Raw genomic sequence first — 20,395 nt, forward strand, 5'->3', positions numbered from 1 at the left:
CCTTTCTTTTTTTGAGCTCTGCCACGTACAATAGAGACGAGGGGGAGAGACGATGACAAAACGAGATGTATTACTCGACCGGATGGAACGCATTGGACGGTCCGTTGCCGAAAAGGACGGGACGCTCATGCTGCTCGCATTGGGTTCGATTGGACAAGAGACGGAGCGGTTGGATGAGTATTCGGACCTCGATTTCTTTTTGATTGTCGAGGATGGGCAGAAGGCGCGCTTTATCGACCGACTCGACTGGCTCGAGGTCGAACCGCTTCACTATCAGTTCCAAAACACGAAGGACGGGCATAAGATCATGTACCATGATGGCATTTATGGTGAGTTCGCCGTCTTCGAACTGCATGAACTGGCGACCATCGCCTATACGCCAGGACGTGTCGTCTGGCGACGGGACGAGGCGCTCGAAGTATTTGCGACACCACGCCTCGAAATCACACGTGAATCAGCGGATTATTATTATGAAGAGGCGTTGACGAACCTATATGTCGGCTTACTTCGGGAACGTCGGGGCGAGATGCTCGCCGGATTCGAACTCGTGCAAGTCGCGGCCGTTCAAAACGTCTTGAAGGCGCTCGGCGGACAAGGAGATCCGTTCAATCCGACACGCCGGGTCGAGTCGAGACAGCCGGAGATGATTCCCTTCTTGTCACATGGGGTAAAAGGATACGGCAGGTCAATCGAGGCGGCAGCGGCGATCTTACGGTTGATCGAAGCGAGGCACGAAGTGAACCCGACGATGAAGCGAGAGATTGAACGGTTGCTTGAGAGGTGAATTGATTTCTCGGAATATGCTACATTGAGAATAGAGGTGATGAACAGATGGTGACACTATACGGCTATCCACCATGCAGTACATGTAAAAAGGCAGAAAAATGGTTGAAGGAACAAGGCATCGAGTATACATACGTTCATATCGTCGAATCGACGCCGACGAAAGCGGAACTCGCCGAACTGTGGAAACAATCAGGTCTACCACTCAAGAAGTTCTTCAATACGAGCGGGCAAGTCTATCGGAACGAAGGCATCAAAGACAAACTGCCAAATCTATCAGAAGACGAACAACTCGAGCTATTAGCAAGCAATGGTATGCTTTTGAAGCGACCAATCGTCACAAATGGTGAAAAAACGACCGTCGGATTTTCAGAAAAGTCCTTTACGGACGTTTGGGGCTAAGTGCTATAATACAGATGTGAGTCTAATTTATTTGAGGGGGAAGTTAGGATGAGCAAAGTACCAGCAAATTTACGTTATTCAAAAGAACATGAGTGGGTAGAAGTAAACGGAACGAAAGCCCGCATCGGCATCACGGATTTCGCACAAAGCGAACTAGGGGATATCGTGTTTGTCGAACTCCCAGAAGTCGATGGTACGATTTTGCTCGACGAGCCATTCGGTTCAGTCGAATCAGTGAAGACGGTCTCTGAGTTGTATGCACCAGTATCAGGTCGCATCACAGCAGTGAACGAGGACCTCGCGGATTCTCCAGAACTCGTCAACGAGTCACCGTTTGAAAACGCATGGATGATCGAAGTCGAGTTGACGGAAGAGTCAGACCTCGACAAGCTCATGTCTGCAGAAGAATACGAAGCGATGATTCAAGGATAATCAAAACCGGCCTCTCCAATGGAGAAGCCGGCTTTTTTTACTCGAAATCGAGTCGGTAATGATCGGATTTGACGAGAGTCGCCCGTTCAAACACGCGATAGAAGAAGATTCCGAGTGCGACGGGAATCAGGCCGAACAAGACGATGACGAGCAGGACGTTGAAGAGAGCGAATCCACCCGGCATGAGATGAAGGGCGTTCACCGGACCGATGAGTCCTGACACCCCGAACCCGGCGCTGATTGGCGTTCCCTCAATTTTTAGGATTCCTGCGAGCGCACCGAGAATCGCCGCATTTGCCAAAATGGGAAGCATCATGATGGGGCGTCGGACGAAGTTCGCCATCTGAATCTTCGGAGAACCGAGGAAATGGGCAATCGATGTGCCGGTCGCGTTCGCCTGCCATCCGGCGATCGCGAGACCGAATCCGGCTGCAACGACACCGAGGTTCGCCGCACCCGCCGCGACACCGGACAGACTGATGGCCGTCGCAATCCCGACGGTCGAGATTGGCGAAACGATGATGAGCGAGAACGCCATGGCGATCAGGATCCCCATGAGGACCGGTTGTAGGTCAGTCATGGTCATGATGAGTAGACCGATATACGTCGTGATTTGGGAGATGTACGTCAGTAGGAAAGTACCGATGCCTCCTGCGACGACAATGATGGTCATCGGCATAACAATGACCGTATACGTCTTCAAGTGGGGAGCGAGCTTCATGACAAGAAGTGTAGCGATTGCAGCGGTCACACCGGCTGTGATCACATCCCCGATGCCGGCCATCACGAACGCCCCTTCGTCGATTCGAACGGCACCGCTACCGACATACGTTGCAATCGCGATCGTCCCGGCTTCGAGAATCGATCGTCCGAACTGCATGGCGACCGCTAGCCCGATAATGGCTGGCAGAAGCCGCATCGCAATCGTCGTCGCATCCAATATGAATTGAAGAGACGGAAAATACGGAAGTATGGCTTTCGTTAATTCACCGAGTAGTGCGCTCGGGATGAGGGCGATCAGAATCGCCATGCTGAGACCGTTTAAGACGTTCATCGTGAACTGTTTCATCGTACCTGTTGTTTGTTCCGTCATCATTCATTCACCTGTCCTTCTTCTTTGCTGTTATGTACAAAAGCGATAAAGTTAGAACCCATATTATTCCTCTCACCAGAAAGAGTCAAGAGAATCATTGAAAAATTCTGAAATTTCATCAAAGCACGATTTTTGAATGGGAATCCATCGCCCCTTATAATGACAAGAGAGGTGAGAAGAATGATTACAGACGGATTCTTATATATATACGCCCCGATGTGTGGTACATGCGCTGTGGCGGAAAAAATGTTGACGGTCGTCGAAGCGGTCGACCCTGAAATTAAAATCGAAAAGCGAGATGCGAACTATATCCCAAAAGAGCTAGAAGCCTACCAAGTGATGAGCGTACCCGCCCTGTTGAAGCTTGAAAATGGCGAGGTTCAAGATCGATTGTACGCGTTTCAAAATGTGCAACATGTCCTCTCTTTCGTGAAGTGAGAGAGGAACATTAGAATAATCTGAAAATTTTAAATAATCAGTTGACACAGAAAGTTCACGAATGGTATATTCATTACAACATCTTACTTGAACACAAAATAGGACGCGATATTCCCGATATCAAGACGTTTTGGCGAAGCCGCTGCTACCTTTATACGAATACACGTCAGTCTTCCCTTCGATTGTCCCCCAAAAAAATCAAGCGAAGACAGACGTTCCGTATAATCGCACGGTCCAAGCTAAGATCGAGTGATGATTGGTGAATCTCCCCCATATAAGGATGTAAATCTTGAACGGGCAAAAGATTTTCATCTATGGGCTGTCCTTCCGTGACTCAAGGTGCTACGTTCTGTGTCGTCCTCGGACGGCACCTTTTTTTAATTTTTTTGAAAAAAGGATTTGACAGCAGAAAAAGCTGTCGCTATGATAAAGCTAATCGAATACACAACACTCTTATCAAGAGAGGCTGAGGGACTGGCCCTATGACGCCCAGCAACCGCGGAGCAATCCGAAATGGTGCTAATTCCAGCAAGGTGAGAAACCTTGACAGATGAGAGCAATCGTTGTCCGTACGATAAAGTGCGCACGTTTGCTCAAACGTGCGCGCTTTTTTTGTTGTCAGGAGGGAAAGGTATTGATTCAATTACGAAACGTCGCCAAATGGTTCGATACGAAGAATGGTCGTGTCCAGGCGGTCGATGATGTATCACTAACGATTGATCGCGGTGAAATTTTTGGAATAATCGGATATTCGGGGGCGGGGAAGTCGACGCTCATCCGATTACTCAACCGTCTCGAGTCTCCGTCAAGCGGTGAAATCGAGGTCGCCGGGAGTGAGCTCACGAAGCTCAGCCCGAAAGAACTACGGGGAGTTCGCAAGAACGTCTCGATGGTCTTCCAGCACTTTAATCTTCTGTGGTCGCGCACGGTCGCAGAAAACATCAGTTTCCCACTCGAACTGATCGGGGTTCCGGCAAGTGAGCGGAAACGACGCGTCCAGGAACTCGTCGAGCTCGTAGGTTTGGCTGGTCGTGAGGATAGCTATCCATCGCAACTGTCGGGCGGTCAAAAACAGCGAGTCGGGATCGCCCGCGCGCTCGCTACCAATCCTGAGGTTCTCCTCTGTGACGAAGCGACAAGCGCGCTCGACCCGAAGACGACGGATTCGATTCTCGAACTGCTCGTCAGCATCAATAAGAAACTCGGATTGACGATTGTCCTTATCACGCATGAGATGCACGTCATCCAAAAGATTTGTCACCGTGTCGCCGTGATGGAGGCCGGAAAAGTCGTCGAGACGGGTCAAGTTTCGGACGTGTTCCAACATCCGGAGCAACCGATTACGAAAGAATTCGTCAAGCAAATCGGGGCGGTCGACGATCTGTCGCTCACGTTCGAACATCTTAAAGAACGGTATCCGAGCGGTCAAATCGTCAAATTGAAATTCTTGAACGAGACGGCAGAACAACCGATTTTGTCTGACGTCCTCAAGACGCATGATATCGGATTCAACATCATCGGCGGGAACGTGACCCAGTCACAAGTCGGTGCGCTCGGTACGCTATTCATCCAACTGATTGGGGAAGCAAGTGAAATCGAACGTGCCATCACGTCGATTCGTTCGCAATCCGTAGAAGTGGAGGTGGAAAGCGATGTTTCCTAACGTAGATTGGCAAATTATGATGGAACAGACTTGGGAGACGCTGTATATGACGCTCGTCGCAGGTGTGGCGACGTTTGTGATCGGACTCGCTTTAGGTTTGATTCTCTACATTACAAACGAATCACTTTTATTGAAGAATCGTCCGATTTACGTTTTCGTCAGCGCGATCGTCAACGTGTTCCGTTCGATTCCGTTCATCATCTTAATTATCTTACTCATCCCGTTCACGTTGTTCCTACTCGGTACGATGCTCGGTTCGACGGCGGCGCTTCCTGCGCTCATCATCGGAGCGGCACCGTTTTACGCTCGGATGGTCGAACTTGCGCTTCGTGAAGTCGACCGTGGCGTCATCGAGGCGGCCGAATCGATGGGAGCGACGAAATGGCAAATTATCTATAAAGTCTTGATTCCGGAAGCTCTTCCGGCAATCGTGTCGGGACTCACGGTGACCATCGTTGCCATCGTCGGTTATACGGCAATGGCGGGAGTCGTTGGGGGTGGCGGACTCGGGAACTTGGCCTTCTTGGAAGGGTTCCAACGCTCACAAAACGATGTCACGTTCGTGGCGACGGTGCTCATCTTGATCATCGTATTCGTCATCCAGTTCATCGGTGACCGACTCGTCACAAAAATTGATAAACGTTCAGCTTAATCACACATATACCATTTGGAGGGATTCATTATGAAAACTTGGAAAACAGTACTCGGATTGACAGCTTTATCAGCATTCACAGTTCTCGCGGCTTGCGGCGGGGAAGAGGCAGAAACAGGTTCTGGCGATGACAAAACATTGATCGTCGGTGCGTCAAACGTACCGCACGCTGAGATTTTAGAGCACGTACAAGAAGAATATGAAGCAAAGGGCTACAAACTCGAAATCAAGAAGTTCCAAGACTACGTGCTTCCAAACAAGACGCTCGCGAGCGGGGAACTCGATGCGAACTACTTCCAACACGAACCATACCTCAAGTCACAAATGGCTGAAAACAAAGACTACAAATTCGCATCAGCAGGTGGCGTTCACATCGAGCCGATTGGTGTCTACTCACAAAAATACAAGTCGCTCGACGAGCTTCCTGAAGGTGCAGAAATCATCATGAGCTCTTCGGTCGCTGACCACGGACGAATCCTTACGATGCTCCAGTCAGAAGGTCTCATCACGCTTGCTGAAGGCAAAACGGTCGATGCGACAGTCGCTGACATCGTCGACAACCCGAAAGACTTGAAATTCAAGACGGATGTGGAAGCAGCACTTCTTCCGACAGCTTACAATAACGGAGAAGGCGATGCGGTCCTCATCAACACGAACTATGCGATCGATGCAGGCCTTAACCCACTTGAAGATGCAATCGCACTCGAAGGTGAAGATTCACCATACGTCAACTTGATCGTCACGCGTGAAGGGGACGAAGAAGATGAGCGCGTCAAAGCACTCCTCGAAGTATTGACGTCTGAAGAGACACAACAGTGGATCTTGGACGAATACAAAGGTGCGGTCGTACCGGTCAAACAATAAGTCATCTCGACTCAGGAGTATTCCTCCTGGGTCTTTTTTTGTCTAGTGTTCTTTCATAAAGAGAAGTACACTACATATATGAAAGAAAAGGGGGGATTTGGATGAAGCTCAGACAGATTCATCCACTGACGTGGGGCGTCCTGTTCGGGACGTTTTTTGCACGACTGGCGACGTTTTTTGTCATGCCATTTTTTGCGATCTATCTGGCCACGCTCGGCTTTTCGGCGAGTGTGATCGGAACGATCTTTGCCGTGACGGCACTTTCAGGTCTGTTCATGAGCTTCTTTGGGGGGACACTCTCTGATCGGTATGGACGAAAACAGCTCATGTTGATTGGGATCGTGCTGAATGCCGTCACGTTCGCTGGTCTCGCACTTGCGACGGAACTGTTTTGGTTTTACATGCTATCGATGTTGATGGGGATGTCGCGATCATTCCTAGAACCGGCTTCGCGTGCGCTCATCAGTGATACGACGCAGTCAGATCAGCGGGTCATCGTCTATAATGTCCGTTACTTCATGATTAATATCGCCGCGGCCATCGGGCCACTCTTGGCGGTCGTCTTGTCACTCACTGGTGTGAAGACCGCGTTCTTCGTCGTGACGGCTGTCTACATATTATACGGGATCATTATATCTATCTTATTTTACAAATATCCGTTTGAAGAAGGGGACGGAATCAAGGCACGCCCACGCTTGACGAAGACGTTTCGTGTCCTGAGAGATGACCGGACGTTTCGGGCGGTGATTATTGGAATGATTTTTGCGATTATCGGCTATAGCCAGTTCAATTCGACGCTTCCGCAATTCATCGCGTTACGTGACGGATTAGAAGAAGGTTCGAGATTGTTCGCCTATTTATTGACGACGAACGCCATCACGGTCCTCATCGTCCAATATCCGATCATGCGTTTTGGGATTCGTGTCTCTCCGATCAAGTCACTCTTTTTCGGGATTTCGACGTTGTCATTCGGGCTTTTGCTTATTGGATTTGCGACGGTAGAGTGGGTACTATTTGTCGCGATGGCCATCTTTACCGTCGGTGAGGTGTTGATGTTCACCATGACGGACGTCTTGACAGATGAACTCGCGCCGGAACATTTAAGAGGAACGTATTTCGGGGCGATGGGATTGACATCACTCGGTCAGACGGTCGGACCGATTATCGGTGGCGTGTTACTGGATACATTCGGTCAGTCATCGCTTCCTGTATTCGGAAGTTTGGCGCTCTTGACGGGATGTGGTGCCTTCTTCTTCGCGGCTGCCGTACGAGAGCGGAAAGCAGTCCTCGCACTCGTCGAAGAGAATGCCGGATAATGTCTTGATTTCCTACTATTAGCATTCTCAACTTTTATCATTCTATTGAGAATGAATTCTAAGGTGAGTCGCTTGAAATAAAAAAATGACTAGTCTAAGATTAGAATATATCTAATCTACGCCATTCACTATGGCGAGAAAATACGGAAGGGGTATCCGAATGTCTAACGTACCACAAATGAAAATTGATGACCTCCGCGTCTCAATCGAAGGAAAAGAGATTGTCAAAGGTCTTAACCTAGAAATTAAAGGTGGCGAAATTCATGCCATCATGGGTCCGAACGGGACTGGTAAATCAACACTCGCATCAGCACTCATGGGTCATCCACTTTATGAGGTCACTGGGGGAAGCGTCGAATTAAACGGCGAAGATGTCCTCGAGATGGAAGTCGACGAGCGCGCACAAGCAGGGATGTTCCTTGCGATGCAGTACCCGGCTGAAATCAGTGGTGTCACAAACGCGGACTTCTTGCGTTCGGCAATCAACTCACGTCGTGAAGAAGGTCAAGAAATCTCGCTCATGAAGTTCATCCGTGAACTCGATGCGAAGATGGAGCTTCTCGAAATCCCTTCAGAAATGGCACACCGTTATTTAAACGAAGGATTCTCAGGCGGTGAGAAGAAGCGTAACGAAATTCTTCAAATGATGATGATTCAACCGAACATCGCCATCTTGGATGAAATCGACTCAGGTCTTGATATCGATGCCCTTAAAGTCGTTGCCAAAGGCGTAAACGAAATGCGTTCAGAAGAGTTCGGCTGCTTGATCATCACGCACTACCAACGTCTCCTCAACTATATCGAGCCAGACTTCGTACACATCATGATGGACGGGAAAATCGTCATGTCTGGTGGTAAAGAGCTCGCACAGCGACTCGAGGCAGAAGGTTACGACTGGGTGAAGCAAGAACTCGGAATGACAGTAGACACAGAAGCGTAAGGAGGCTGTACGATGACCGTACAATTTGAATTGGATGCACAAGCGTTGTCGGCACGTGCAGAAGCGCTCGGCGGACCAGCATGGATGGTCAACCGTCGTAAAGAGGCAGCAGAACTTGCGCCGACACTTGCTTTGCCAAAAGTTGAAAAAATTAAGATTGATAAGTGGGATTTCACAGCGGGAGATGTCGAGCTCGAACAAAAAGACGGCTTGACAGCGGACATCGAATCACTCCTCGGAGACCACCGGACAAACGTGCTCGTTGAACGCAACGGTCATGTCGTCTATAACGAATTGTCTATGCCTGAAGGCGTCTTGTTCATGGGAATCAAAGAAGCGATGGAGCAACATCCTGAGCTCGTTGAGAAATACTTCATGACTGAAGGCGTACGTGTCGATGAAGAACGTCTTTCGGCGTTGAATGCTGCCCTCACAAACGGTGGTGCGTTCATCTACGTACCGAAAAACACGCAATTGAAAGATCCGCTTCAAGCGATCTTCACGATGGAACAGGCGAACGGTGCCCTCTATCACCACACGATCCTCGTCGCTGACGAAGGTAGTGAAGTGACGTACATCGAAAACTTCCTTTCAGGCACGAACGAACCGCATACGGTCAACGTCGTGACGGAAGTATTCGCAGGAGAGAACGCGAAAGTCGTCTTCGGTGGTGTCGATCAGCTCGCTGAATCAGCACTTACGTTCATGAACCGTCGCGGAGTCGTCTATGCGAACGGTCGCCTTGATTGGGCACTCGGTCACATGAACGACGGGAACTCAGTCGTCGAGACGAAGACTCACCTCGTCGGCGACAACACGTACTCAGATACAAAAGCTGTGACAATCGGTCGCGGTGCGCAGAAACAAAACTTCAACATCCGTACCGACCACTTCGGGAAAGCATCTGAAGGGTTCATCTTGATTCACGGTGTCCAAAAAGACGCAGCTACTGCAATCTTCAGCGGGACATCGATGATTCACCACGGTGCGTCAAAATCGAACGGTGTACAAACAGAGCGCGTCTTGATGCTCTCTGAAAAAGCACGTGGGGATGCCAACCCGATTCTTCTTATCGATGAAGATGACGTTATGGCAGGTCACGCAGCTTCTGTCGGTCGTGTCGATGATGTTCAATTGTACTACTTGATGAGCCGTGGTTTGTCTCGCCAAGAGGCAGAGCGTTTAATCATCCACGGATTCTTGACGCCTGTCGTCGAAGAACTCGCAATCGATTCGGTCAAAGACCGTCTCCGCGAAGTCATCGAAGGGAAAGTACGTTAAGATGTTGAACGCCTCGATTCGTGAACAGTTTCCGATTTTAGATCAGGAAATCAATGGACACCCGCTCGTTTATCTTGATAGCGCGGCGAGCTCACAAAAGCCGCTCGCTGTCATCGAGGCGATCGAGGACTATTATCGTCGCAACCATTCGAACGTGCATCGTGGCGTCCATACGCTCGGGACGCAAGCGACGGATGCGTATGAAGGGGCACGCGAACGCGTCCGCTCATTCATCCATGCGGCGGTTCCTGAAGAAATCATTTTCACACGTGGAACGACGACGGCCATCAACTTGGTCGCATCGAGCTACGGAGATGCGAATGTCGGTGAAGGCGACGAAATCGTCCTCACCCCGATGGAACACCATGCGAACTTAATCCCGTGGCAACAACTCGCTAAACGTAAAGGCGCGACGCTTCGATACGTCGAGCTCACGCCGGACGGACGTGTCACACTTGATGCCGTTCAAGCGGTGTTATCGGATCGGACGAAAATCGTTGCGATGAGCCACGTCTCGAACGTACTCGGGACGATTAACCCGATTGCCGAAGTCGCTCGACTCGCGCATGTAAAAGGTGCCATCATGGTCGTCGATGCAGCACAAAGTGCACCGCATCGAAAATTGGACGTCCTAGCACTTGACTGTGACTTCCTCGCCTTTTCTGGACATAAGATGCTCGGACCGACTGGAATCGGTGTTTTATATGGGAAGAAGCAACTCCTCAAAAACATGGAGCCGGTCGAGTTCGGTGGCGAGATGATCGACTATGTCGATTTATATGAATCGACGTGGAAAGACATCCCGTACCGTTTCGAAGCGGGGACACCGATTATCGCCGGAGCGGTCGGACTTGCGGTAGCCATCGACTTTTTAGAAGAAATCGGTCTTGAAAATGTCGAAGCACACGAACGTGAACTCGCGTCTTACGCAATCGAGCAGATGAAAACGATTGAAGGGATCGAGATTTACGGTCCTGAAGATCGCGTCGGTCTCGTCACGTTCAACTTGAAGGACGTTCATGCGCACGACCTCGCGACTGTGCTCGACATGCAAGGCATCGCGGTTCGTGCCGGTCATCACTGTGCACAACCACTCATGCGTCTTTTGAAGCAATCATCGACGGCACGGGCGAGCTTCTATTTGTACAACACAAAAGAAGAAGTCGACCGCTTCATCGAGGGATTACGTCAAACGAAGGAGTATTTCAATTATGAGTTTTAATAATCTCGACATGTTGTACCGCCAGGTCATCATGGATCACTATAAAAACCCAAGAAACCGTGGCGTCATCGAAGATGGCGTGACGGTGGACTTGAACAACCCGACGTGTGGGGATTCGCTTCGTCTTCAACTACAAGTCGAAGACGACATCGTCAAAGATGCAAAGTTTGAAGGGGAGGGCTGCTCAATCAGTCTTGCCTCGGCATCGATGATGACCCAAATCGTCAAAGGGAAAACAGTAGAAGAGGCGCTTCAACTCGCCAACATCTTCTCTGAAATGGTTCAAGGCAAAGAGTACGACACGGATACGTTTGACCTCGGTGATATCGAGGCGCTCTCAGGCGTATCGAAATTCCCGGCTCGAATCAAGTGTGCCACGCTCGCGTGGAAGGCGCTTGAAAAAGGAGTAGACGAGGACGCGTAAGGAGAAGGAGGAGACCGATATGGCAAAGAACATGCCGGAAATTGGCGATTATAAATACGGCTTCCATGATCGGGACGTTTCGATTTTCCGTTCAGGCCGTGGCTTGACGACAGAAATCGTAGAGACGATCTCACGCATGAAAGAAGAGCCACAATGGATGCTCGACTTCCGTTTGAAGTCGTTGGATCACTTCAACAAGATGGCGATGCCGACATGGGGCGGAGACCTCTCGGCACTTGATTTCGACGAAATCACGTACTATGTCAAACCATCTGAAAAGACAGAACGCTCATGGGATGAGGTACCAGAAGAAATCAAACGTACGTTTGACAAGCTCGGTATCCCAGAAGCAGAGCAAAAATACTTGGCAGGTGTCTCGGCTCAGTATGAGTCTGAGGTTGTCTACCACAGCATGCAAGAAGACTTCGAAGCCAAAGGTGTCATCTTCAAAGATACAGACACAGCACTCAAAGAAGACGAAGAAATCTTCAAAGAGTACTTCGGGAAGTTGATCCCGCCGACAGACAACAAGTTTGCGGCCCTCAACTCAGCAGTTTGGTCGGGTGGCTCGTTCATCTATGTACCAAAAGGCGTGAAACTCGAGCAACCGCTCCAAGCTTATTTCCGCATTAACTCGGAAAACATGGGTCAGTTCGAGCGTACGCTCATCATCGTCGACGAAGGCGCATCGGTTCATTACGTCGAAGGCTGTACGGCACCGGTTTACACAACGAACTCGCTTCACTCAGCGGTCGTTGAGATCTTCGTCAACAAAGATGCATACTGCCGTTACACGACAATCCAAAACTGGGCAAACAACGTCTACAATTTGGTAACGAAACGTGCAGTCTGTGAAGCGGGTGGATCAATGGAGTGGATCGATGGAAACATCGGCTCGAAACTCACAATGAAATACCCGGCTGTCATCTTGAAAGGGGAAGGCGCACGTGGGATGACACTCTCAATCGCCCTCGCTGGTAAAGGACAGCACCAAGACGCTGGCGCGAAAATGATTCACCTCGCACCGAACACGTCTTCGTCAATCGTCTCGAAATCGATTTCGAAACAAGGCGGAAAAGTATCGTACCGTGGAATCGTCCACTTCGGCCGTAAGGCGAAGGGCGCACGCTCGAACATCGAGTGTGATACGCTCATCATGGACAACGAGTCGACGTCAGATACGATCCCGTACAACGAAATCTTGAACGACCAAGTGTCGCTCGAGCACGAAGCGAAAGTCTCAAAAGTGTCAGAAGAGCAACTCTTCTACCTCATGAGCCGTGGAATCTCGGAAGAAGAAGCGACAGAAATGATCGTAATGGGCTTCATCGAGCCATTCACAAAAGAATTGCCAATGGAATATGCGGTCGAAATGAACCGTCTCATCAAATTCGAGATGGAAGGTTCGATTGGATAATCGTGACTTCAAAACCAGCGGAGCTTTGCTTCGCTGGTTTTTTGTATAATGAAATAAGGAGGCGATAACGTGACCCATCGATTTTTATTAGAGGGCCGAGACATATATTCATTTATGAATCCCATGCTTGTTATTTGCCCGAGTTGCGGGAGACAGGCTGATGTGTGGGAGAGGAATGATGAGGTACGCCTAAGCTGTCTTCATTGCGGTCATTTGCAAACAAAGGAGAGCGGTTCGAAATACGTCGGAGAAGCTGTCGATGTTTATTTTGGATTGCCGCTATTTTTACAAACAGGATGTTCTGGTCATGTGTTATGGGCTTACAACCGTGAACACCTCAACTATATTAAGGATTATATTGACGCGAAGATTCGGACGAGCGAGGGAACGAACCGTAGTCTCGAAAGTCGATTACCCGCTTGGATGAAAAGCAAGCAGAACCGTAAAGACGTGTTACGAACGATTGAAAAATTAGAACTTATGATAGGAGGTTCAACAGCTTGAATCGACGAGAAGAACTTCAATACATAGAGAGACAACAATTGACATCGGTGATGAACGAGACAAAATGGAAGCGTCTCAATCGAGCTGTCTCTGAAGAGTTGACTTATGCGCCGCCATATCAAATAAAATACTTAGGGGAGGATACGTTGTTTCCTAGCGACTCGTTGTCCGAGTATGAAATATTGTGGGGAGAGTGGGATGAAATCTGGCTGGAGTCCCCTTTACGGTCCATCGAATGGATTCGTTTGCGACCAAGCGTACTGCTCTATAAGGGAGTGATTCTTGACCCAGATGTTTGTGATCTGTCCACTGAACTCATTTCGATTTTGGAAAGAGAAAAAATTCCGTTCATCTTGGAAAGTGAGACAATTCAGATTTTCGGTTATGTCCGGAATACCGGAATCTTTGAATCGAAATAAGATATATAACGGAATCACGTATTTTTCATGCAGCTTTTGTCGTTAAAGATGGAAGAGTCGGGTATGCTAAAAAAGAGAATGAATCATAGAAAGGAAGGTTTTACATGACACGTATTCCGCATAAAGATGATATTGACCCGAAAGATATCACTCGCATCGCCGTCATCGGTGCCGGTTGGGTCGGGGTCAGTTTTGCTTACCAATTATCCACGGCTGCGCTTTGCGAGGAGCTCGTCCTGATCGACTCGAATCATGCCAAGGCAGAAGGAGAGGCGATGGACCTCAATCATGGGATCTCCTTCGCTCCGACACCGGTCCGGATTTGGGCAGGGGACTACTCGGATTGTAAAGACGCAGATATCGTCGTCATCACGGCAGGAGCCGCACAAAAACTTGGGCAGACACGGATGGACCTCGTCGAGCAAAACGCCAAGGTCGTCCGCACCGTGACCGAAGACTTGATGAAGAGCGGGTTCGACGGCATTTTAGTCGTCGCGACGAACCCGGTCGATGTGATGGCACACGTCGCCTGGAAAGCATCGGGTTTACCAAAAGAACGCGTCATTGGTTCAGGGACGGTCCTCGATACAGCACGACTCCGTTACAAACTTGGAGACTATTTCGAACTATCGCCACGAAACTGCCACGCCTACTATATGGGTGAACATGGGGATACGGGCTTTGTCGCATGGAACAACGCACGCATCTATGGGAAGAGTATCGATGAACTATTGGCGGAGAACGAGAAATATCAGTTCGAAGACTTAGAAGCAATCTATGCGGACGTACGCGACGCTGCTTACCAGATCATCGAGCATAAGAACGCCGCCTATTATGCGATTGGGGTAGGCTTGCTTCGCATCATCCGGGCCATCGTCCGAAATGAAAACTCCGTCGTGACGATTGGCGCTCACCTAGACGGCGAGTACGGGGCGAGTGACGTGCATATTGGCGTACCGGCCTTGATTGACCGAAGCGGCATTCGTAAGATCATCGAGATTGAATTGACGAACGAAGAACAACAGAAGTTTGACGCCTCGGTACAAACTATCAAAGCAGGGATTGAGAAAGTCGAGCCCGCATCCTAAAAAAGATCCGACTGCTTAGGCAGTCGGATTGTTGGTTAAGACGCCTCTTCTTCGGCGATATCTTTCTTGTAATACTTCTCGGATGTGAAGAACTCGGTTGTCAATCGTTTCACTTCACCACTTAGAAGCAAGACGGCAATCATATTCGGGATGAGGATCATCGCTAGCATCAAGTCTAGGAAGTTCCAAATCATCTGAGCGCCTCCAATCGAACCGATGACAATCGAGACGATATAAACGGCCTTCATGATTTTTCCTGCCGTCAAACCGAATAAGTACTCGGCTTGTCGCGAGCCGTAAAAGATGATGACGATAATGGTCGAGAGGACGAAGAAGATGAGTGAGATGGTGACGAGTAAGCTTCCCGTGTAACCGAAGTATTCATTGAAAGCAATCGTCGTCAACGCTGCTGGGTCATCCATCGCTCCGTCTGCCGTCCAGACACCTGAAGACAAGACGACGAATGCGGTCGTGCTACAAATGATGAGCGTATCGATGACGATCCCGATGACGGCCCAGAACCCTTGGCGCACCGGATGGTCCGTCTGTGCCGCGGCGTGGGCAATCGGTGCCGTTCCAAGACCGGCTTCATTTGAATAGAGTCCACGGGCGAAGCCCCAACGAATCGTCTCAGCAACGGCGGCACCGGCAAACCCACCGAACGCGGCCATCGGCTCGAATGCATACGAGAAGATGAGACTGAGAACGTTTGGAATCTCAGAGAAGTTCATCAAGACGATGACGAGTCCGGCTCCGACATAGACGAGTGCCATGCCAGGGACGACGATCTCGGTGACTTTCGCGATGCGCTTCAGTCCACCAAAGACTATGATGCCCACAAGAATAGCGACGACAATCCCCGTGATGAGCGTGTTCCCATTGAACGTCTCACGGACTGCCGAGCTGACAGCGTTTCCTTGTACCATGATACTCGGAATGAGTTCGATCATGAGGGCGAAGGCGAACCACGTCGCGAGCCACTTCCAACGAAGTCCTTTTGATATGTAGTAGACCGGTCCCCCGACAAATTCGCCGGCATCATTCTTCTCACGATAGTGCACGGCCAGTACGCTCTCTGAGAACTTGATGGCCATGCCGATGATAGCGATGACCCACATCCAGAAGATGGCACCCGGTCCCCCGAACATAATCGCTGCAGGTACACCGATGATGTTCGCGGCCCCGACTGTTGAAGAGAGGGCTGACGTCAACGCTTGTCTCGGACTGATGTCGCCTTCACCTTTCGGCTTTTTGAAAATGCTGCCGAATGTTTGCTTGAATATGTAGATGGGGTAACGAAACTGAAAAAAACCGAGCTTGATGGTGAGGAAGATACCGGATAAAACGAGTAACGAGATAATCGGTACGCCCCAAAGCCAGTCGGAAACGTTCGTGACAAGAGTAATAAATTCATTCATACAACCACTCCAATTCCATTATTTTACTTAAATACTGTTTCCTAAAGTAAGGACCTCTAAACATCTTTGACAAAATAAAGGAGGAAAATAGAATGAGAGTTGCTAAACGTTTGATTGTATCTGGACGTGTCCAAGGCGTGGGGTTTCGATATTTTTCACAGGAGACCGCGCAACGATTCGGCATCAAAGGATGGGTTCGCAATCTAAGTGACGGGACAGTCGAACTTCATGTCGAAGGAACGGCGAATGAGGTAGATGCTTTCCAGCAGGCGTTGAAAGATGGCAATCGCTTTGTCGGTGTCGAACGAATCGAAGAGACGGAAGCGAACGATCAGGAATTTCGCTCGTTCGACATACGCTATTAACCGCTTACATCTCCCTGCATATGAAAGGGAGATTTTTTTGTGAAATCTACATTTCAAAAAATTAAACCTCGAATTTTGGAGATAGGGTGGTCAAACGATAGGAAGTGTGTATAATGAAATAGACCAAGCGATATATTGTCAGAAAATTTAGTTATTATTTTTTTGTTAAGTCGTTCGGAATATCAAGTGTATGGAGGTAGTTGTATGAAAAAATCGACATTGTTCCCGTTAGCGTTTACGATTTTTGCTTTATTCTTTGGGGCCGGGAACTTACTGTTCCCACCAGAGCTCGGCGCCTTGGCGGGGGAAAACCTCGTACCGGCGATGATCGGGTTCGTCATTACGGGTGTCGGTTTACCGCTTCTTGCTTTGTTCGCAGTCGCTCGGGTCGGCGGTGGGACAGACCAAATTGCTCGTTATATTCCAAAGCGTCTCGCGCTTATCTTGACAGGATTGATGTATGTAGCCATCGGACCATTCTTCGGAATTCCGCGTACGGCTGCCGTCACGTATGAAATGGGACTCGTCCCGTTTCTCGATGCTCCCTCTACTTTGACACTCGCGATGAGTTCGACCGTCTTTTTCGGGTTGACGTTCTTCTTGACGCTTCGTGCTCAAAAGTTGATTGAAGTCATCGGGCGCATCATCACACCAATCCTCTTGTTCTTGCTTGTAGCGATTGGAATCACAAACCTCATCTCGCCTCTCGGGGAACCGGGAGCTCCAGCGGAAGGATTTGAGACATGGGTGGGTGCACTCGGCCAAGGTTTCCAACAAGGCTATTTGACAATGGATGTATTCGGGGCCCTCGTCTTTGGGGCAATTGTCCTCGTCACGTTGAAAGCTAATGGATTGAGTGACCAAAAAGAAGCGTCTTCGCTTCTTCGCTCTGCAGGCATGGTGGCCGTTACCTGTTTGATGCTCGTCTATATCTCGCTCGCTTCAATCGGTGCGAATATGACAGTCGCAGAAGGAACGACGAGTGGCGCAAGCCTTCTCCAAGCGTTCGCAGGTACGTCTTACGGACAAGTCGGAATGCTCGCACTCGGATTAGCGGTCTTCCTCGCTTGTTTGACGACAGCAGTTGGCCTCATCTCAGAGTTCTCACGCTTCATCAGCAACCAGTTTGATTCTCTCAAATATCATCATGTCGTCATCGCGACAACGTTGTTTGGATTCATGATCTCACTCGTCGGTTTGAGTTCGTTGATTCAAATCGCCGTGCCGCTTCTCACGCTCCTCTATCCGGTCATGATCGCACTCGTGCTCGTATCGGTGACGGAACGTCTTCAACGAAACCCTGGTGTGGCGATGAAAGCGACAATTTATACGGCGCTCGTTCTCTCGTTCTTTGAAACGTGGAACGGCATCCAGCCTTCTGCGGTTACTTCTTGGATTGGAAACTTACCAATGGCGGATATCGGACTTGCCTGGGCAGTTCCGACGATGATCGTCTATGCGATCACGCTTCTTCTTCCGAAGGGAACGTCACAAGAATCACTCGCTCAATCACGCATCTCATAAGTCTCGCCCATCCTTTGGTCAAGGATGGGTTTTTTCTGTCTTAATTGTTTGCCTGGATGTGAACTCAAACAGTAAAATGGAAAGATGAAAAGGGAGTGACATGCGTTGACGACAAAACAAAAAAATCAATTGGCGATTCTCATGTTGAACATGTTTATCGCCGTCGCCGGGTTTGGGATTATCATCCCGATTATTCCGGATTACTTAAAGATGATTGGCGAGGGAGGGACAGCCGCCGGACTCATGATTTCCGTATTTGCGGGTGCCCAGCTCGTCATGTCACCGATTGCCGGGAAATGGGCAGACGTCTACGGGCGCCGACTCATGATCATTCTCGGTCTGATTGGATTCACCATCTCGATGGGAGTCTTCTATCTATCAGATAATTTGACGATTCTTCTCATCTCTCGTGCCATCGGGGGTGTTGGTGCAGCGCTTTTGATTCCTGCCATCTTCGCTTATGTGGCAGATATCACGACACTCGAGCAACGAGCTCGAGGGAACAGTTATATTTCCGCGGCAATGTCGCTTGGAATTGTGGTCGGACCAGGGATTGGGGGCTTTTTTGCTGAATTCGGCTTGAAGACACCGTTGCTCGTTTCAGCGATTGTATCGTTCGTCGCTGTCATTTCGTCTGTACTCCTTCTTAAGGAGCCGGACCGTGCTCCGTACGTGGCACCAAAAATAAAAGAATCTTTACCGACACAGCTGGTCATGTCGACGCGAAAACCATACTTCTTCGTATTGGTCATCAACCTCGTCATGGCGTTTGGTCTGATGGCGTATGAATCGGTACTCGGACTCTATGTCAGCGAGATGTTCAGTGCGACACCACAGGAAATTGCCATCATGGTAACCGGAACAGGGATTGTGAGTGTTATCGTTCAATTGTTTGCGGTGGACCGTCTCGTCGAATGGTTGGGTGAGACCAAGGTCGTACTTGCTTTCATCGCGCTCGCCTCATTCGGCTTCTTGTTATCTTTGTTCGCTGGTACGTATATGCTCTTCTTCGCAGTGACACTCGTGATTTTCTTATCGACATCTATTTTACGACCGGTGTTGAACACGCTCGTGTCGAAACTTGCAGGAAACGAGCAAGGTCTTGCCATGGGGATGAACAACGCTTATATGAGTATTGGGAATATTTTAGGGCCGACATTGGCGGGAATCGCCTTTGATATTGATATGCGCTATCCGTTCATGATGGGACTCGTCCTATTGCTCGTCACATACATGGGCACATGGAACTGGTCGAAACGGAAAGCGGCCGCCATTTCAGAATCGTAAAGGAGGACGCTATGATCTATGTAGGTGTGACCGGATGGGGTGACCACGATTTGCTGTATACGACCCCAGAAGAACGAAAACATAAATTATCGACATATGCGGGACATTTTCCGACTGTTGAAGTCGACTCGACCTTCTATGCGATTCAACCGGTGAAAAATTTCGAAAAATGGGATGGGGAAACACCGGATCATTTTCAATTCGTTGTGAAAGTTTCCAGGGAAATGAGCGGACATGATCGTGAGCCGAAAACGCCTTTGATTGAACTGTTTGAGCGTTATCGCGTCTCGGTCGATCCGTTAAAACGAGGGGGGAAATTAAGGGCTGTGCTCGTTCAATTGCCGCCGTGGTTCGATGTGTCAAAGCCACACCTGGATTATTTGAGAACGCTTCGTGCCGAGCTGTCAGATTACGAGATTGCCATCGAGTTTCGCAATCCGACCTGGTTCTCAGAAGCGTTCCGGGACCGGACGCTTCAATTTTTGAAGGAGCAGCGGTTCATCAACACGATTTGCGATGAACCGCAAACGAAAGAGAGCAGCATCCCGTTCGTACCGGTCGTGACACATCCTGATGTTGCGGTCGTTCGATTGCATGGACGCAATACGTCAGGATGGCTCAAAAAACCTGGAATGACGAGTCAAGAATGGCGGCATGTTCGCTGTCTGTACCGGTATAGCGAGGAAGAATTGCAAGAATTGGCGACCTCACTTCGTGAGATTGACCGTGAAGCGAAAGATGTGTATGTATACTTTAACAACAACTCGGCCGGGGATGCGGCACCGAATGCGAAGCGACTCATTGAGATCCTTGGCCTCGAGTATGAACTCGCACCGAGACAAATCAGTTTGTTTTAGAAGGAA

General features: G+C 49.4%; 22 protein-coding genes and 1 riboswitch. Of the genes, 20 read left to right on the forward strand and 2 right to left on the reverse strand.

Annotation, left to right across the window (positions count from 1 at the left end; genetic code table 11):
• The first annotated feature begins 52 nt into the window (after nt 1–52).
• Genes KNO61_RS00860 through gcvH form a run of 3 tightly spaced genes read left to right on the forward strand, consistent with a single transcriptional unit; the run spans nt 53 to nt 1,617 of the window.
• Nucleotides 53–784 carry a hypothetical protein gene (locus KNO61_RS00860; protein WP_214872506.1) on the forward strand — a complete coding sequence of 244 codons (732 nt, stop codon included), beginning with the start codon at nt 53–55 and terminating at the stop codon, nt 782–784.
• A gap of 47 nt (nt 785–831) precedes the next feature.
• Nucleotides 832–1,185, forward strand: coding sequence for an arsenate reductase family protein (locus KNO61_RS00865; protein WP_078147276.1), 354 nt, complete (start codon nt 832–834; stop codon nt 1,183–1,185).
• 48 nt (nt 1,186–1,233) lie between these two features.
• The gene (gcvH, locus tag KNO61_RS00870; RefSeq protein ID WP_012726861.1) at nt 1,234–1,617 is read left to right on the forward strand and encodes a glycine cleavage system protein GcvH; all 384 of its coding nucleotides are present in this window, start codon (nt 1,234–1,236) and stop codon (nt 1,615–1,617) included.
• 37 nt (nt 1,618–1,654) lie between these two features.
• Here the strand turns inward: gcvH and KNO61_RS00875 are convergent, their stop codons facing one another.
• Nucleotides 1,655–2,710 (reverse strand): PTS sugar transporter subunit IIC, encoded by a 1,056-nt coding sequence (locus KNO61_RS00875; protein WP_041917918.1) that lies wholly within the window; start codon nt 2,708–2,710, stop codon nt 1,655–1,657.
• Between the two features lie 180 nt (nt 2,711–2,890).
• Between KNO61_RS00875 and KNO61_RS00880 the strand changes: the two genes are divergently transcribed.
• The 13 genes from KNO61_RS00880 (at nt 2,891) to KNO61_RS00940 (ending at nt 14,938) form a co-directional block, all read left to right on the forward strand.
• Complete coding sequence (locus tag KNO61_RS00880; RefSeq protein ID WP_078147274.1) at nt 2,891–3,148, forward strand: thioredoxin family protein; 258 nt, start codon at nt 2,891–2,893, stop codon at nt 3,146–3,148.
• A 450-nt stretch (nt 3,149–3,598) separates the two neighbouring features.
• Nucleotides 3,599–3,705: riboswitch (SAM riboswitch) on the forward strand.
• Nucleotides 3,706–3,782: 77 nt separating this feature from the next.
• Nucleotides 3,783–4,811 (forward strand): methionine ABC transporter ATP-binding protein, encoded by a 1,029-nt coding sequence (locus tag KNO61_RS00885; RefSeq protein WP_012726858.1) that lies wholly within the window; start codon nt 3,783–3,785, stop codon nt 4,809–4,811.
• Nucleotides 4,801–5,463 carry a methionine ABC transporter permease gene (locus KNO61_RS00890; RefSeq protein WP_012726857.1) on the forward strand — a complete coding sequence of 221 codons (663 nt, stop codon included), beginning with the start codon at nt 4,801–4,803 and terminating at the stop codon, nt 5,461–5,463. The genes KNO61_RS00885 and KNO61_RS00890 overlap by 11 nt, the downstream gene beginning before the upstream one ends.
• A 30-nt stretch (nt 5,464–5,493) precedes the next feature.
• Nucleotides 5,494–6,327: a MetQ/NlpA family ABC transporter substrate-binding protein gene (locus KNO61_RS00895; RefSeq protein ID WP_012726856.1), complete on the forward strand. Its 834-nt coding sequence runs from the start codon at nt 5,494–5,496 to the stop codon at nt 6,325–6,327.
• 101 nt (nt 6,328–6,428) lie between these two features.
• Nucleotides 6,429–7,643 carry an MDR family MFS transporter gene (locus tag KNO61_RS00900; RefSeq protein WP_214872507.1) on the forward strand — a complete coding sequence of 405 codons (1,215 nt, stop codon included), beginning with the start codon at nt 6,429–6,431 and terminating at the stop codon, nt 7,641–7,643.
• 178 nt (nt 7,644–7,821) lie between these two features.
• Nucleotides 7,822–8,583: a Fe-S cluster assembly ATPase SufC gene (gene sufC, locus KNO61_RS00905; protein ID WP_143180266.1), complete on the forward strand. Its 762-nt coding sequence runs from the start codon at nt 7,822–7,824 to the stop codon at nt 8,581–8,583.
• A 12-nt stretch (nt 8,584–8,595) separates the two neighbouring features.
• Complete coding sequence (gene sufD / locus KNO61_RS00910) at nt 8,596–9,864, forward strand: Fe-S cluster assembly protein SufD (RefSeq protein ID WP_074036358.1); 1,269 nt, start codon at nt 8,596–8,598, stop codon at nt 9,862–9,864.
• Between the two features lies 1 nt (nt 9,865).
• Nucleotides 9,866–11,086, forward strand: coding sequence for a cysteine desulfurase (locus tag KNO61_RS00915; protein ID WP_214872508.1), 1,221 nt, complete (start codon nt 9,866–9,868; stop codon nt 11,084–11,086).
• Complete coding sequence (gene sufU / locus KNO61_RS00920) at nt 11,076–11,510, forward strand: Fe-S cluster assembly sulfur transfer protein SufU (RefSeq protein ID WP_026825487.1); 435 nt, start codon at nt 11,076–11,078, stop codon at nt 11,508–11,510. Before KNO61_RS00915 ends, sufU begins: the two co-directional genes overlap by 11 nt.
• Before the next feature lie 19 nt (nt 11,511–11,529).
• Nucleotides 11,530–12,927, forward strand: a complete 1,398-nt coding sequence (gene sufB, locus KNO61_RS00925; protein ID WP_047795116.1) for a Fe-S cluster assembly protein SufB — start codon at nt 11,530–11,532, stop codon at nt 12,925–12,927.
• Nucleotides 12,928–13,089: 162 nt separating this feature from the next.
• On the forward strand, nt 13,090–13,431 hold the full coding sequence (locus tag KNO61_RS00930; protein ID WP_214757531.1) for a hypothetical protein: 342 nt from the start codon (nt 13,090–13,092) through the stop codon (nt 13,429–13,431).
• On the forward strand, nt 13,428–13,850 hold the full coding sequence (locus tag KNO61_RS00935; RefSeq protein WP_251025524.1) for a DUF6678 family protein: 423 nt from the start codon (nt 13,428–13,430) through the stop codon (nt 13,848–13,850). Before KNO61_RS00930 ends, KNO61_RS00935 begins: the two co-directional genes overlap by 4 nt.
• Nucleotides 13,851–13,954: 104 nt before the next feature.
• The gene (locus KNO61_RS00940) at nt 13,955–14,938 is read left to right on the forward strand and encodes an L-lactate dehydrogenase (protein WP_214683903.1); all 984 of its coding nucleotides are present in this window, start codon (nt 13,955–13,957) and stop codon (nt 14,936–14,938) included.
• A 35-nt stretch (nt 14,939–14,973) separates the two neighbouring features.
• Here the strand turns inward: KNO61_RS00940 and KNO61_RS00945 are convergent, their stop codons facing one another.
• Entirely contained in the window at nt 14,974–16,356 is a 1,383-nt protein-coding gene (locus KNO61_RS00945) for an alanine/glycine:cation symporter family protein (protein WP_159562598.1), read from the reverse strand.
• A gap of 92 nt (nt 16,357–16,448) precedes the next feature.
• Here KNO61_RS00945 and KNO61_RS00950 point away from each other — a divergent pair, with 92 nt between their 5' ends.
• The 4 genes from KNO61_RS00950 (at nt 16,449) to KNO61_RS00965 (ending at nt 20,389) form a co-directional block, all read left to right on the forward strand.
• The gene (locus KNO61_RS00950; RefSeq protein ID WP_214683906.1) at nt 16,449–16,721 is read left to right on the forward strand and encodes an acylphosphatase; all 273 of its coding nucleotides are present in this window, start codon (nt 16,449–16,451) and stop codon (nt 16,719–16,721) included.
• 204 nt (nt 16,722–16,925) lie between these two features.
• Nucleotides 16,926–18,245 carry a branched-chain amino acid transport system II carrier protein gene (brnQ, locus tag KNO61_RS00955; protein WP_214683908.1) on the forward strand — a complete coding sequence of 440 codons (1,320 nt, stop codon included), beginning with the start codon at nt 16,926–16,928 and terminating at the stop codon, nt 18,243–18,245.
• Between the two features lie 105 nt (nt 18,246–18,350).
• Nucleotides 18,351–19,532 (forward strand): MFS transporter, encoded by a 1,182-nt coding sequence (locus KNO61_RS00960; protein ID WP_078147265.1) that lies wholly within the window; start codon nt 18,351–18,353, stop codon nt 19,530–19,532.
• Between the two features lie 11 nt (nt 19,533–19,543).
• Nucleotides 19,544–20,389: a DUF72 domain-containing protein gene (locus tag KNO61_RS00965; RefSeq protein ID WP_214872509.1), complete on the forward strand. Its 846-nt coding sequence runs from the start codon at nt 19,544–19,546 to the stop codon at nt 20,387–20,389.
• Nucleotides 20,390–20,395: the final 6 nt, after the last annotated feature.

It is taken from the genome of Exiguobacterium sp. s140 (genome assembly GCF_018617035.1).
Lineage (GTDB): Bacteria > Bacillota > Bacilli > Exiguobacteriales > Exiguobacteriaceae > Exiguobacterium > Exiguobacterium profundum.